This is a genomic window from Lentisphaerota bacterium, assembly GCA_016873675.1.
Classification (GTDB): domain Bacteria; phylum Verrucomicrobiota; class Kiritimatiellia; order RFP12; family JAAYNR01; genus VGWG01.
Genome location: VGWG01000075.1, coordinates 1 through 14,450, shown reverse-complemented (window position 1 = coordinate 14,450; position 14,450 = coordinate 1). Strand labels below are relative to the sequence as shown.

14 protein-coding genes are annotated in these 14,450 nt (G+C 64.1%); 8 read left to right on the top strand and 6 right to left on the bottom strand.

Going from position 1 to position 14,450, the window contains the following annotated elements; genetic code table 11:
• The 5 genes from FJ222_09410 to FJ222_09390 form a co-directional block, all read left to right on the top strand.
• A partial coding sequence (locus FJ222_09410; protein ID MBM4164639.1) for a DUF488 domain-containing protein occupies nt 1–369 on the top strand: 369 nt, incomplete at its 5' end.
• Between the two features lie 179 nt (nt 370–548).
• Nucleotides 549–1,145, top strand: a complete 597-nt coding sequence (locus FJ222_09405; GenBank protein ID MBM4164638.1) for a DNA-binding protein — start codon at nt 549–551, stop codon at nt 1,143–1,145.
• A gap of 297 nt (nt 1,146–1,442) precedes the next feature.
• A complete protein-coding gene (locus tag FJ222_09400; protein ID MBM4164637.1) occupies nt 1,443–2,696 on the top strand; it encodes a hypothetical protein in 1,254 nt (417 codons plus the stop codon).
• 61 nt (nt 2,697–2,757) lie between these two features.
• Nucleotides 2,758–4,053, top strand: a complete 1,296-nt coding sequence (locus FJ222_09395; GenBank protein MBM4164636.1) for a glutamate-5-semialdehyde dehydrogenase — start codon at nt 2,758–2,760, stop codon at nt 4,051–4,053.
• 137 nt (nt 4,054–4,190) lie between these two features.
• Complete coding sequence (locus FJ222_09390; protein MBM4164635.1) at nt 4,191–4,826, top strand: MBL fold metallo-hydrolase; 636 nt, start codon at nt 4,191–4,193, stop codon at nt 4,824–4,826.
• A 194-nt stretch (nt 4,827–5,020) separates the two neighbouring features.
• On the opposite strand, the gene feoB is transcribed toward FJ222_09390, so the two are convergent.
• From feoB to FJ222_09375, 3 genes are read right to left on the bottom strand one after another with little or no spacing between them, the layout of a single operon-like run.
• Complete coding sequence (gene feoB / locus FJ222_09385) at nt 5,021–7,198, bottom strand: ferrous iron transport protein B (GenBank protein ID MBM4164634.1); 2,178 nt, start codon at nt 7,196–7,198, stop codon at nt 5,021–5,023.
• Nucleotides 7,199–7,221: 23 nt separating this feature from the next.
• Nucleotides 7,222–7,518 (bottom strand): ferrous iron transport protein A, encoded by a 297-nt coding sequence (locus FJ222_09380; GenBank protein ID MBM4164633.1) that lies wholly within the window; start codon nt 7,516–7,518, stop codon nt 7,222–7,224.
• Entirely contained in the window at nt 7,515–8,297 is a 783-nt protein-coding gene (locus tag FJ222_09375; protein MBM4164632.1) for a metal-dependent transcriptional regulator, read from the bottom strand. The genes FJ222_09380 and FJ222_09375 overlap by 4 nt, the downstream gene beginning before the upstream one ends.
• 569 nt (nt 8,298–8,866) lie before the next feature.
• Between FJ222_09375 and FJ222_09370 the strand changes: the two genes are divergently transcribed.
• The 3 genes from FJ222_09370 to FJ222_09360 all read left to right on the top strand — a co-directional run bounded on the left by FJ222_09370 (nt 8,867) and on the right by FJ222_09360 (nt 10,411).
• Nucleotides 8,867–9,832, top strand: a complete 966-nt coding sequence (locus FJ222_09370; protein MBM4164631.1) for a DUF255 domain-containing protein — start codon at nt 8,867–8,869, stop codon at nt 9,830–9,832.
• Between the two features lie 64 nt (nt 9,833–9,896).
• A complete protein-coding gene (locus FJ222_09365) occupies nt 9,897–10,157 on the top strand; it encodes a type II toxin-antitoxin system Phd/YefM family antitoxin (protein MBM4164630.1) in 261 nt (86 codons plus the stop codon).
• The gene (locus FJ222_09360; protein ID MBM4164629.1) at nt 10,154–10,411 is read left to right on the top strand and encodes a type II toxin-antitoxin system mRNA interferase toxin, RelE/StbE family; all 258 of its coding nucleotides are present in this window, start codon (nt 10,154–10,156) and stop codon (nt 10,409–10,411) included. The genes FJ222_09365 and FJ222_09360 overlap by 4 nt, the downstream gene beginning before the upstream one ends.
• A 95-nt stretch (nt 10,412–10,506) precedes the next feature.
• On the opposite strand, the gene secD is transcribed toward FJ222_09360, so the two are convergent.
• The 3 genes from secD to tgt all read right to left on the bottom strand — a co-directional run.
• Nucleotides 10,507–13,056, bottom strand: coding sequence for a protein translocase subunit SecD (gene secD, locus FJ222_09355; GenBank protein MBM4164628.1), 2,550 nt, complete (start codon nt 13,054–13,056; stop codon nt 10,507–10,509).
• 67 nt (nt 13,057–13,123) lie between these two features.
• On the bottom strand, nt 13,124–13,447 hold the full coding sequence (gene yajC, locus FJ222_09350) for a preprotein translocase subunit YajC (protein ID MBM4164627.1): 324 nt from the start codon (nt 13,445–13,447) through the stop codon (nt 13,124–13,126).
• 58 nt (nt 13,448–13,505) lie between these two features.
• The coding region (gene tgt, locus FJ222_09345; protein ID MBM4164626.1) for a tRNA guanosine(34) transglycosylase Tgt at nt 13,506–14,450 on the bottom strand (945 nt) is incomplete at its 5' end.

Sequence of the window (14,450 nt, the reverse complement as noted above, 5' to 3'; positions counted from 1 at the left end):
GCCGGCATCTCGATCCTGTGCGATGTCCGCAAGAACCCCCTGAGCCGTAAGTTCGGGTTCTCCAAGAAGACGCTTTCGCATGCCTGCTCCGAACTGGACATCCGCTATGAGCACCTGCCGCAGTTGGGAATTGCGTCTGACGCCCGGCAGGATTTGATAAGCCTGGCCGACTATCAGGCGCTGTTCAAGCAATACGAGCAGACGGTTTTAGCGAACGAGCCGGATGCGGTCAACCAGATCGCCGCCTGGGTCACGGGCGGCGCGTGTGTAGCCTTGACCTGTTATGAGGCACAACCGGAGTATTGCCATCGCACACGGGTCGCCCGTGCCGTCGGAAAAAGAATCGGAGCGCAAGCGGCCGACCTCTAATTCGGAGAAGCCAATGCCGGTCGAACGCGTTCTTCATTTCTTCCTGGGGACAACACAACAGTGGCACAACGTAGCCCCTAACCCTTGGGTGATTGTGGGTGTTGCGCCATTCCCGATGATCGATCCTTCGACACCACAGCAACTCATCATGCCTCTTTAGGCGAGACGCGGGGGTGACAATGAGGCTCACCAATGGCAATGAACGTAACCGAGTTTACATCATCAGCAAAGGCGACTCGGCCTACCCTTCGTTTTTGTCCGCACGCTTAGGCTTATCCGCCCCATCTTCTCTCACCGCCCTCGGCAACCTCGACCTGCTCGCCCTGCCCAAGACCGCGCTTTTCTGCTCCGCACGATGTCCCGGCAGCGCCATCCTCGCCGCCTACGACCAGTCGGCGCACTGGCGCGATGCCGGGCGTTGCATTATCAGCGGCTTTCACTCGCCCGTTGAGCGGGAATGCCTGAGAATCCTGCTTCGCGGCAAGCAGCCCATCATCATCTGCCCGGCACGGGCTCTGCCCAAGCGCATTCCGCCCGAGTGGCGTCAGCCCTTTTCCGACGGCCGACTGCTGATCCTCTCGGCCTTTCCCGACACGGAAACCCGCGTTACCGCCGCCCTCGCCCACCGCCGCAATGAGATTGTCGCCGCCCTCGGCGACGAGGCCTACTTCGCGCACATCACCCCCGGCGGTAGCACGGATCTGTTGGCCAAATGGGTAGCGGCATGGAATTCGTGTCCGGCACTCTTGGAGTCAAGCGCGACAACGCCACTCTAATTCCGACCCGCTGGGCATCATGCTGGATATCATTTACCGGAGAGGCTCTTGCAAAACCCTGAACCGACTGGCAGTGGTGCAGGCGTCTCGCCTGCAATTCCAAGACTTTTCCACATTCTGCAGGCGGGACGCCTGCACCACAAGGGGTTTTGCAAGAGCCTCAAGCTGACCCAGACGGCGGCTTCAGAGTCTGCGTTTGACCTGAAAGCGCCCGCATAATCTTGATGCCTTTGAAGCCAAAAGTTGCTATCCTGCCTCCCTGTTTTTCGTGCGAAACCGGCCTTTAACTCCGCAAAGATGAAAAAGATGAAAACATTCCTGAGCGCTAAACGCTTGACCGGTCTGGTGATGATCACACTTCTCTGCGCGAGCCCAGCCCGGGCTTGGCCATGGGGAAGAGCCGCACGCGGAGTCGTCAGCAACGTCGTCAGCGAAGCCGCCAGCGATAGCATCAGCACTGTTGTCAGTACCGTCGTCAATGAAGTCGTGAGCGAAGTCGTTTTGGGGCCAACATCCTCTGCGGCGGACATCCAGAAGGCGTTGGACACCCTTCCGGAGACCGGCGGCACCGTGATCCTGCAAGCGGGCGTCTACACCGTCAACCAGCCCATCTGCCTGAGCCGAGACAACCTGACACTCCGCGGCGCCGGATCTGCCACGATTCTGCGTCTGGCCAATGAGGCCAACTGCCCCGTTCTCATTCTGGGCTCGACCTCCAATTTTCCCACCCGCATCACGCGGAACCTCCGGGTGAGCGATGTGGATATCGATGGCAATCGCGACCATCAGCAGGTCGAATGCTGGAACATCGAGGGAGAAGGCAGCGAGATCCGGAACAACGGCATCACCATCCGAAGCGTCTGCGATGCATCCGTGGAACGCGTCCGCGCCTACCGGTGCCGATCCGGAGGCTTGGTCACCGAGAAAAGCGTTCGCCGTTTGACGATCTCCGACTACGCGGCATGGGATAACTTTTTTGACGGCTTGGCCGCCTATGTCACCGAAGATAGCCTCTTTACCCGGATGTACCTGTATGATAATCACGGCGCGGGCCTCTCGCTCGATCACGAGTTCAGCAACAACACTATCTCCGATGCCATCCTCACTGACAATGGGTGCGGAATCTTCATGCGCGACTCCCGTGAAAACCTGTTTCAGGGCGTGACGATCCGCAATAGCCGTGAACACGGAATCTTCATGTCCCAGGCGGCAACGAATACCGTGGGCCCTTGGACGGCGCCCACACCCCCCAAGAGCGCCGACGCCGTGACTACGACAGATACCCTGGCGTCGACCAGCGCCACGAGCTCGGCAGCCCCACTGGCGGCACAGCCCGAGGGCCGGTGGATCGTCATCCCGGACACCGAATGCACGGACAATGTCTTCACCGGGCTGATCATCACGGATTCTGCTGCCGCCGGATTCCTGATCAACGATGACAACTGCGTCCGCAACCTGATCCAGGGGGCTCTCTTCGCGCGCAACAAACTTGGCGGCCTTTGTCAAAGCAGGCCCGGCCTCGCCAAAACGCAGGGCATTCTGGATCAGTGAGCCTGGGAAAGGGAAAACCCGCGCGCGGCGCCTCTGGCCCGGAGCCGGAGGGAACAGGGAAATGAATCCATTGTTTACCAGGGAGGCACCAGCCATGTCAGATACCGCACTTCATGACCACATCCGCCAGATCGGCGACCGGGCGCTCGCCGCCTCGCGCGCCCTGATCGGCCTCACCAGCCGCCGTAAGAACGCCATCCTGCTGGCCATGGCCGACGAGCTCCTCGCCCGCCGCGCCGCCATCCAGGCCGCCAATGCGGCCGATGTCGCCGATGGCCGCGCCGCCGGTCTCTCCGCCGCGCTGGTGGACCGCCTGACCCTCACCGAAGCTCGGTTCGACGCCATGGTCGGCGGCGTCCGCGAGGTCGCCGCGCTCCCTGACCCCGTCGGCCGCCGCATCTGGCGCCGCACCCGCCCCAACGGCATCGTCATCGAGAAGCGCCGCGTCCCCCTCGGCGTTGTGGCCATCATCTTCGAGTCGCGCCCCAACGTCACCGCCGATGCGGCCGTTCTGTGCATCAAGACCTCCAACGCCGTGATCCTGCGCGGCGGCAAGGAGGCGATCCGCTCCAACCTCGCCATCGCCGAGGCGCTGGCTGCGGGCGGCGTCCGCGCGGGCCTGCCCGCCCACGCCGTCCAGCTCATCCCCACAACCGACCGCGAGGCGGTGCGCGAACTCGTGCAGCTTGAGGATTGTGTCGACGTGGTCATCCCCCGCGGCGGCGAGTCGCTCATCCGCGCCGTGGTTGAGCAGGCCCGCGTCCCCGTCCTGAAGCATTACAAGGGGGTGTGTCATCTCTATGTGGACGCCACGGCCGATCTCGACATGGCACTGCGGATTGCCGAGAACGCCAAATGCCAACGCCCCGGGACCTGCAACGCCATCGAAAAGCTCCTGGTGCATGAACAGGCTGCCGCCGCTTTTCTCCCCCGGCTCGCGGAGCTGGCCGCGCGACGCGCCATCGAAATCCGAGCCGACGCCGCCGCGCGGGCGATTATTCCGGCTTTTGCACCGGCGACTGCGGCCGATTGGTCCGCCGAATACCTCGACCTGATCCTCACGATCGGCGTCGTCCCGTCGCTGCAGGCGGCCATCAGCCACATCAACCGCCACGGGTCCCACCACTCGGACGCCATCATCACCGCCAATCGCCAGGCCGCCGACCGTTTTCTCAAGGAGGTCGATTCGGCAGCGGTCTACGTTAACGCCTCGACCCGCTTCACCGACGGGGGCGAATTCGGCATGGGCGCCGAAATGGGAATCAGCACCGACAAGCTCCACGCCCGCGGCCCTATGGGACTCGAAGAGCTGACCACCTACAAGTACCGCGTCACCGGCGCCGGCCAGATCCGCTGAGGCTCTTGCAAAACCCCCGTGGCACGGGCGTCCCGCCCGTGAAACAGGGGCAGGATGCCCGTGCCACGCCCGCACTTACGCGGTTTGGCAAGAGCCTTCGCTGAAAAGAAAATTGCCTTCACTCCCCCGCGTGGCGTATGCTCTTACCCATGAATTACGAAATCATTGTTGTCGGCTCGTTCGAGGTGAACTGCGTGGTGCTGTGGAAAGACCCGCGTGCTGCCTGGGTGATCGATCCAGGCGCCGATCCTGAGGTGATCCTCGATTTTCTGCATAAGCATGAGATGGGAGTCGCCCTCTATTTCCTGACCCATGGGCACATCGACCATGTGTCGGCGCTGGATGCCCTTCTCGCGGCGCACCCTGCCCCCGTCCATCTGCATGCGGGCGATGTCTCCTTCGCGTTCTCGTCGCTGAATCGCTTTCCTCCGTACTTCTCGGTCCCGGCGCGGCCGGCCTCCCTGGTGCCGACACCTGTGGACGCCCCGCCCCTGACGGCGGGCGGCATCACCGCCGACAGGCTCCACACACCCGGCCACACGCCCGGTTGCCAGTGTTTGTGGTTTAAAGAAGACAAGCTGCTCCTCAGTGGCGACACCCTCTTCGCCGGGTCCGTCGGCCGCACCGACCTTCCCGGCGGATGCGGCAAAACCCTTCAGCTCTCCCTTCGGCGCCTGACGGCCCTTCCGGCCGACACCCTCGTGATTCCCGGCCACGGCCCCACCACGACGCTGGCCATCGAAAAGCGGGACAATCCCTATTTGGCGGAGTGACAATCCGTTGTGCTGGTTGTTTTCCGTGACGCTGGTCTCGATTCGCACGGGCGCGGGCCGCTCCCGGAGCAGTCACACGAACAGCGCCCCTTGCGTCCGGACACATCGCGGCAGAACGCGCGGACGGTGAGGACGAGAACACCGGCGACGATGATCACGACAACGACGATTTCCCACATGGCGGGTGCCCTCCTTCAGGTTCCGATTCCCAGCAGGCTGCCGATCTGGAAGACGGCGGCGGTCACGACCCACGCCAGCAGGGTCAGACCGCCGAGCTGGAGCAGCGCCCAGCGCCACGAGCCACTCTCGCGGCGCGTCACGGCGATGGTGGCCATGCAGGGGGCGCTGATCAGGCAGAAGAGCATCACGCAGAAACCCGCGAGCGGCGTGTAGTCGGCCCGGATCTTTTCGCGCAGCGGCACCGACGCCTCGTCCTGTTCCCCGCCGAGCGCGTAGATGATGCCCATCTGCGTCACAAAAACTTCCTTGGCGGCGAGGGCGCCGATCATGGCGGTGGAGAGCCTCCAGTCGAAGCCGCAGGGACGCAACACCGGCTCCAGGCTGCGGCCGAGGCGCCCCATCAGCGAGGCCCGCAGCGACGCTTCGGCCTCCTCGCCACCGACCGCCGCGAGCGCCTGCTCCCGGGCCGCATCGTCGACCAGCGCCTCGGCGGCGACACGCCGCTCGGCAAACGCCTCCGTCTGCCCGGCGGGAAGGCCCGGCCACTGCTGCATCGCCCAGAGGATGACGGAGATGCCAAGGATGATCGTCCCTGCCTTCTTGAGATAGGCGCCGCCGCGGTTCCACAGGTGAATGGATAGGCTGCGCAGCGTCGGCATCCGATAGGGCGGCAACTCCATCACGAAGGGCGGCGTCTCGCCACGGAGAAGGGTGGATTTCAGGACTTTGGCGCTGACGACCGCCAGCGCGATGCCAATCAGGTAAATGCCCCACAGCACCGGTCCGTGCCAGGGTTCAGGAAAGAACGCCGGAATGATCAGCGCGTAGATCGGCAGCCGCGCGCCACAGCTCATCAGCGGCACCACCAGCATCGTGGTCAGCCGGTCGCGCCTGCTTTCCAGCGTCCGCGTGGCCAGAATGGCCGGAACGGAACAGCCGAAACCGATCAGCATCGGCATGAAGCTCTTTCCGTGCAGCCCCATCTTGTGCATGATGCGATCCATCAGAAAGGCCGCGCGCGCCATGTAGCCGCTGTCCTCCAAGATGGCAATGGCCAGAAACAGAAGGAGGATGTTGGGCAGAAAGACGAGCACGCCGCCCACGCCACCAATGACCCCGTTGACCAGCAGGCTGCGCAAGAGGCTGGCGGAGCCCGCTGGCCACAGTCCGCCGATGGCCCCGCGCAGGACTTCGAACCCCGACTCGATCCACTGCATGGGGGGGCCGCCCAGCGTAAAGGTGAGGGTGAACACGAAATACATCAGACCGAGAAAGATCGGCAGGCCAAAGAGCCGGTCGGTGACCACGGTGTCGATCGTGTCCGAAAACTCATGCCGGCGCTCGACGGTATGTCGCACGGCCTCCTGGCAGGCGCCGGAGATGAAGCCGTACCGGCGGTCGGCGATGAGCGCCTCGGCGCTATCGCCGACGAGCGACTCCAGCCGATGAGCCGCCTCCGCAGCAGCGGCGGCGATGTCCGGGTGGGCGAGCCGCGCAACCAGATCGGCGTCACCCTCGAGCAGCTTCACCGCCAGCCAGCGGGCCGGAATGCCGTCCGGGAGCGCGCCGAGCGTCTCCAGCCGGCGCTGCATCGGCGCGATCTCGGCTTCCAGCGCCTCGCCGTAATCGATGCGCAGCGGGGTGGAGGATGCTGCGCGGCGGCCTGTGGCGATTACCGCGTCGAGCAGCTCCGCCTTGCCCTCACCCGTTTTGCCAACCGTCGGAATGATCGGCGCGCCGAGGAGCGTCTGCAGGAGCGTGAGATCAAAGGCGATGCCGCGACGGGCGGCCAGATCCGACATGTTGAGCGCCAGCACCAGCGGCAACCCGAGCTCCAGAATCTGCACGGCCAGGTAGAGATTCCGCTCCAGATTGGTCGCGTCGACGACGGCAACGACGACATCGGGACGCTCCTGAATCAGAAACGTCCGGGCGACCCGCTCTTCGGGCGAATAGGCCGTGAGGCTGTAGGTGCCAGGAAGATCAACGAGGTTCAGCCGGGTCCGCCCGTGCATGCAGGAGCCCTGAAAGGTCTCCACGGTCACGCCGGGGTAGTTGCCCACATGCTGCCGGGCGCCCGTGAGCGCGTTGAACAGGGTCGTCTTGCCCGCGTTCGGGTTGCCCGCCAGGGCGACGGTGAGCGGGTTGTCTGCCGCCGCCTCGGCTTTGTCCCGGCTGATCATGTCCGCCATGCCAAATGCTCCTTTCACAATCACTACCGCGCTGGCGACGCCACGGGGGCGAGCCTCACCCGCACCTGGTCAGCCATGCCGTGCCCGAGAACGATGCGGCTGCCCATCACATTGAGAACGACGGGGCCCGCGCCGACGGCGACCACCTCGGCGGTGATGCCGGGGGTGAGGCCCAGGGCGCAGAGCCGTGCGACGAGGGCATGGCCGGCGTCTACGGCGATGACACGAATCCGCTGGCCGGGCCGGGTGTGGGTCAGCGGGACGCCCGCGTGATGCGGGGCCGGATGGTGCGTCTGATGGGAGTGGTGTACGGTCGTCATGCGCGCTCCACGTGGATGCGGGCGGCCTCCTCCTTGCGGAGGGTGAGGTGATAGCCCTTGATCTTGACCTCGATGGGGTCGCCCAGTGGCGCGACACGCTCGACCTCCACGCGCGTTCCGGCGGTAACGCCCATATCGAGCAGGCGGCGGCGGATGCCGCCCGCCGCGCCGCCGATGGTGAGGATGGTCGCCTTGGACCCCGGCTTGAGATCGGCGAGGGTGTGGCCCGCCCCTTTAGCTCCGCTGTGTTCCATGTGCGTCTCCTTCCGCTGTTTCGACGTGACCTGGTCCATCGCGCTGGCGAGGCATGTCTCGCAATGACCGGGCCGTTTATCGGTGTGGCAGGCGTGCTTGAACCCGTCGATCCAACGGGCGCCGCCACGGGGGCATCGGTCGACAAAATCGATGAAGTCCAAGAGGCGGCCGAGGACGTTTTCGGGAACGGCATGCTCGATCTTGCAGGCCGCCGCATCGGCCTCGGCGGGATCAACGGCCAGGACGTTCACAAAGAAGTCACCGAGCACCTCGTGACGGCGCGCCACGCCCTCGGCGAGCGCGCGGCCCCGGTCGGTCAGCGTGACGAGATCGTAGGGCGCATAATGGATCAATTCGCGGTCGGCGAGTGCGTGCAGGGCGCCGGTGACCGACGAGCGTCCGACCTTGAGTCGACGGCTGACGTCCCGAGCCCGCGCCACCTGCTTCTCCGCCACGATGCGGTAAATCGCCTCGAGATAATCCTCCAAGCTGGCGCTCAAATTCAAAGGTGCCGCGTGTGCCATCCGCCCCTCCCGTGATCCCCCGGCGCCTGGCCGGACGTCCGCCGGACCGATTTGTTCAGACGGCCGCATATTGTACGGCAAGCCGAACATTCTGTCAAGCGGCACGCCGCCCCGGGCGCATCCCCGTTTCACTGACTTGCGCCTGCGCGGAAAGGTAGGGCGGGGCCGCCGGACCCGCCGCGCTTGCCTATAACTTCACATTGCTGCCATGACTCGTTTTCGTCCTCGTCCTCGTCCTCGACCTCGATCTCGATTCCCGAGGACGAGGACGAGGACGAAAGACAACCCGGATTTTCATTCCCAGTTACCCCCTCGATCATTCGCGGCGCAGCCGCGCGCCGCGCTTGCATCCGAGTCGCGGGAAAGCGGCGGGTCCGGCGGCCCCGCCCTACCTGCGATCGCCCGCCGCTACCGCACCGGTCGGCGGGTGAGCGGGATCTACGAGACCGCTCACGCCGTCTGCGCGGTCCGATACGTCCCGCGCCACCGCTGCCGCGTCGGCCGGGGCGCTAGCCCACGTCACAGGGCTGTCCACAGGATCGCCCGCTTGACAGGTCAGTGAAACGGGGATGCGCCCGGGCGCCCCTGAATCCGGTTGGCAAGGCCGTCGATGCCGGATATACTTTACCCATCACTACGACCCGTCACACCCCCTGGGAGGTATCATGAACGTTCGCATAGCCTGTCTCGCGTTCCTGTTCGCCGGTTCGGTTTTCGCGGCGGAGAAACCCGCCCTGGAGGGCGCCCTGCCGGGGCGCTGGACGATGGATTACGACGCCGCCAAGCAGGTGGCGGCTGAGAAGAAACTCCCCGTGCTGCTCAACTTCACCGGCTCGGACTGGTGCGGCTGGTGCAAGCTCATGGACAGGGAGGTGTTCTCAAAATCAACCTGGATCGCCTATGCCACGAACACCCTCATGCTCGTCTGGATTGATTTTCCCCAGGATGACGCGCTCGTCCCCGAGAAGTACGTCTCGCGCAATGCGGCGCTGGATCTGGCGTTTGGGGTTGAAGGCAAGCTCCCCACCTACATCCTGCTGGACGATGACGGCCAGACCGAACTCGGCCGGCTGGCGGCGGCTCCCGAGATCACGGCGGACGCGTTCATCACCCAGGTCAACGCCCTCCTGCAGTCGCGGGCGTCGGTGATTGACGGCCAGCTCACATCGCTCCCGCCGGAGACCGCCCAGGAATACCGCGACACGGCGAAGGCCCTCGCCGCCGCGAAGAAGGAATTGGCGGCATTGCAACTGGATTTCAAGAGCAAGAGCGCCGCGTTGGACGGACAGATCGCGAAGCAGGAGAAGCGGCTGGCCGATATCCGGCTCGACATCCACCTCGCCAAGCTCCCGAAGGCCGACGTCGCGGTCTATCGCGCGAAGCAGGCGCGTTTCCATGCGGTGGAGGAGGAACTGAACGCGTGGCTGAAAACCCGGCCCAAAAAAGATGCGGCGAACACCCGGAAGTTCACCGCCTGGCGCGATGAGATGACCCGGCTGGATGGCGAGATGAAGGCGATGTTGGCAAATAGATGAGGCACTTGACAGATCGGCTGCGTTCAGGCAACATGTACTGAAACACGTACATACTGGAGGTCTCGTGACAACCCTGACAGCAACCGATGCGCGACGCGGTTTCTTCGACGTGGTCAAAGGAGCCATGGACAAACATCAAGTGTTCCGCATCCATCACCGCCGTGGCGCTGTTGTTTTAATGGCGGAGAACGACTATGAGAGCCTTTTGGAGACTATGGAGTTGTTGTCCATGCCTGGGTTCAGGAAAAGTCTGAAACTTTCCGTCGACCAGATGCGCCGGGGCGACACCTTGTCATGTGAGGAGGTCTTCGGAGAAGACGCGTGACATCCTACACGATCCGTTTCACCCGGGTGGCGGCCAGGGACGTGGTCAAGTTGCCACCTCGCCTTAAGGACAAACTCAAGATCGTCCTGCGGCAACAGGTGGCGCCCAATCCTCATTGCGGTAAAAGACTGGTCGGCGACCTGGCCGGTTTCTTTTCTTTACGCATTTCCTATAAGGACCGACTGGTCTACTCCATTGACGAGGAGCGTCGGACCGTTTATGTCCATCGCGCACGGACTCATTATGGAGAGTGAAGCAGGGCTCCTGAGGCGCTTGCAAAACAGGTTTTTGCAAGAGCCTCCCTTAACCGAACGCCCTTGCATCCATACCGGAATCGTCCCCGATCATCTTACGCCTGCTTGCCGTCGGCGGCGAAGCCGGGGCGGCGGCCCTTGTACCAGGCGACCATCACCGGGGTGGCGATAAAGAGCGTCGAGTAGGTACCGGCGACCATGCCGATGATCATCGTCAGGGCGAAGTCGCGGATCGAGCCGCCACCGAAGATCAGCAGCGAGCCCACCGCCAGCAACGTCGTGAACGTGGTAAGCAGGGTGCGGCTGAGCGTCTGGTTCATCGCTCGGTTGACGAGTTCGATGAAGCTGGCGCGCTGGTCGAGGCGCATGTCCTCGCGAATACGATCAAAGATCACGATGGTGTCGTTGATCGAGTAACCCACGATCGTCAGAAGCGCCGCGACGGTGGTCAGGTTCACCTGCCGCCCGAGCAGGGTGAAGATGCCGAAGGTCACCAGCACGTCGTGGGCCAGCGCCACGATGGCGCCAAGCGCAAACCCGAACTGGAAGCGAACGGTGATATAGATGATCATCCCGATCAACGCGATAATGATCGCCTTGATCGCATCGTTGCGCAGGTCCTTGCCGACGGCCGGGCCGATGAGCTCGTCGCCGATCACCTTGAAGTGCTTGTCGGGCATCGCCTCGTCCAAGGCGACCTGCACCCGCGTGACCATGGGGACACCGGCGATCGCTTCGAAGCTGGACTTGACTTCCAGAACCCCTTCTCCGCTCTCCAGGGACTTCTGATACTGGACTGCGGCATCACTGATTCCGGCGTCGTTCAGCACCCGGCGCAGCTCGCCCAGATCGGCCTTGTCAACGTACGAGAGCGTGACCGAGGCGCCGCCCGTGAAGTCGACGCCGAGCACGGCGTTCTTGTCACGCGCGACACGCCCGGCGAACAGACCCCACGTGATGACAATCACGGCCAGCGACGCCAGCATGGCGGGTTTCCGCTTGGCAAGGAAATCGTAGGACGTCGCCCCGATCAGCTTCAACATGCGGTACGGCTTGACGCGGTTCTCGGGAACCGTGGCGTCAAACGCCATGCGGGTGAGCACGAGCGCGGTGTACATGCTGATGATCAGGCCGGCCGAGAGGGTCACGGCAAAGCCGCGAATGGGCCCCGAGCCGAAGATGAAGAGGATGATGGCCGTGAGCAGGGTCGTGAGGTTGGAATCCAGAATCGACAGAAAGGCGCGGTCGTAACCGGCCGCCACTGCGGCGCGCGCCGACTTGCCGATACGGAATTCCTCCCGGATCCGCTCATAGATCAGCACGTTCGCGTCCACCGACATGCCGATCGAGAGGACAATGCCGGCGATACCGGGCAGGGTGAGCACCGGAAGCTGGATCATGCTGTTGGAAATGCCGGCATCGCGCACGAAGACGCTGAGCAGGCCGCCGGCGATGATCATGCCGGCGGGCAACAACACCACGTTGGCCAGCAGGGCAACATTGGCGATCAACCCGCAGTACATGTAGTAGAGTAACATGAAGAGGCAGACGGCCAGCGTGCCGATGAGGGCTGCGTTCACGCCCCTGTTGATCGCGTCAGAACCCAGTGTCGGGCCCACCATCCGCTTTTCGATGATCTTGACCGGAGCGGGCAGGGCGCCAGCGTTGAGGGTGTTGCGCAGGATCGCGGCGTCGCGGGCGGTGAAGCTGCCGCTGATGGATGCGCGGCCGGTGGGGATCGGCTCGTTGATGACCGGCGCCGAATAGAGGGTGTCGTCGAGGACGATGGCGAGCTGTCGGCCGACGGGGCTGTCCAGATTGCCGGGGCCATTGGGCGCGTAGCGGGCGGTGAGCCGGGCGAACTCGGTCTTGCCGAGGCTCGAGAACGAGAGGCCCACGTGCATCTGGCCGGTCACGGGATCGCGGTTGATATCGGCGCGCGAGATTCTGTCGCCCGTCATCTCGACCTTGCGGAGCACGAAGTGCGGCGCGTACAGCGTCTGACCGTTCTTTAACCGCGTCTCTTCCAGCATGAACTCATAGAGCGGATCGGGGGTGCGGAACGTGGACAATTCACGCGCATAACCGGGGTCCTTGACCACGGTTCGGAAGGCTTCGGTCCGCTGGTAATAGCTGCGTCCGTCCACCGTCACGATTTCATGGCCGCGGGGTTTACGGCCTTCGGCGAACAAAGCGTCGACGAGCTTCTGGCTGTTCTTGTGAACCAGCCGGAACTTGAGGAACGCCGCGCTCTTGATGCTTTGCTCGGCAGCGGCAAACTCCCATTCGTTGGTGCCGGGAATCTGGATCAGGATTCGGTGATCCGCGCCCGCCATGATCAGCGGCTCGGAGGTGCCCAATCCGTCAATGCGGTTGCGCAACACCTCAAGGACCCGCTCATCGGCGTTCTCCATGGCACTGCGCACCTTGCTTTCGAGCGCCTCGGCGTCGAGTGTGGTATCGGTCGCCGCGTAATTCGCGCGAAGCTTCTCCTCGTCGATCTGCACGGTGAAGCTCACGCCCCCTTGCAGGTCGAGGCCGAGACGGATCTTCTTCTCGGGCGGCATGACCACATAGACCGAAAAGACTGTGATGATCGCCAGAAGCAACCACTTCCAAACCGCATGTTTGCTGTGCATGTCCATCTCCTCCGTGCTGTCCAAACGCCGGACGCCGACCGCGGCGACCCGGCATGTTCCCCGTCAACCGGGATTACGCGGGATCCGCCTTGATCGCTTCATCGTCGGCGAGCGTGCGGGTGATCGCGCCGCGCGCGATCTCGACGATGACGCCGGCGGCGATCTCGACCATGAAGGTGTGCGCCTTGCACTCGACCACCTTGCCGATGAACCCGCCGCCGAACAGCACCCGCTGGCCGGCCCGCAGCTCGGCGATCTGCTTCTGCCGCTCCTTCTCCTTGCGCTGCTGCGGCCGGATCATCATGAAGTAGAAGATGCCCAGCATCAGGAGAATCGGCACCATCATGCCCAAGCCGCCCGGCTGGGCCTGCGCGAGCGTCACATTCAAACTGTCCATACTCACTCGTTTCCGCGGGTCTCCCCGCCGTGTTGCCGGATCAACCGGCGTTTACCGTTTACGCGTCCGCGACGGACGCCGCCGTTCTCAACCGGGCGGCGCACGCGCGCCTCCAGTCGGCAAAGGCGCCGGCCGCGATCGCCCCGCGCATCTCGCGCAGCGTCTCCAAATAGCGGTGTACGTTGTGGATGGTCAACAACCGTACGCCCAAAATCTCGTTCACATTCAGCAGGTGCCGGATGTAGGCGCGGCTGAACGTCTGACAGCAGTAGCACCCGCACCCCGCCTCCACCGGCCGCGTGTCGCACTTGGCGGCGCCCGCCTTGACCGGATAGAAGCCGTGCGCCGTGAACGCCGAGCCGTTCCGCGCATGCCGCGTGGGCATCACGCAGTCGAACAGGTCCACCCCGCGCGCCACCGCCTCAGCCATCTGCCACATGTCGCCCAGCCCCATCACATAGCGGGGCCGGTCAACCGGCAGCAGGCGGACGCCATCCTCCACCTCCTGCAGCAAAACAGGTTCCGGTTCGCCCACGCTGACGCCCCCGACGGCGTAACCGTCAAAGCCGATGGCCGTCAGCCCGCGCGCGCACCGCTCCCGCAGCTCGCGGAACTCCCCGCCCTGCACAATGCCAAAGACGAGCTGCCCCGGAGCGCGAGCCTGATTCGCACATAAGCCCGCCCATAATAAGGTCTTATCGACCGCCTGACAAGCCGATTGTGCGGCACAGGGGTAGGGCGGACACTCGTCGAAGCACATGGCGATGTCGGAGCCGAGCGTTTTCTGGGCCGCCATGGCCTCGACGGGGCCGATGAACAGGGCGCGGCCGTCAATATGCGACTGGAACTCGACGCCGGTCTCGCGGATCTTCCGCAAGCCGGCGAGACTGAACACCTGGAAGCCGCCGCTGTCGGTGAGAATCGGGCCGTTCCAGCCCATGAAGCGGTGGAGTCCGCCGCAAGCCTCGATGATCTCCAGCCCCGGGCGGACGAGCAGGTGGTA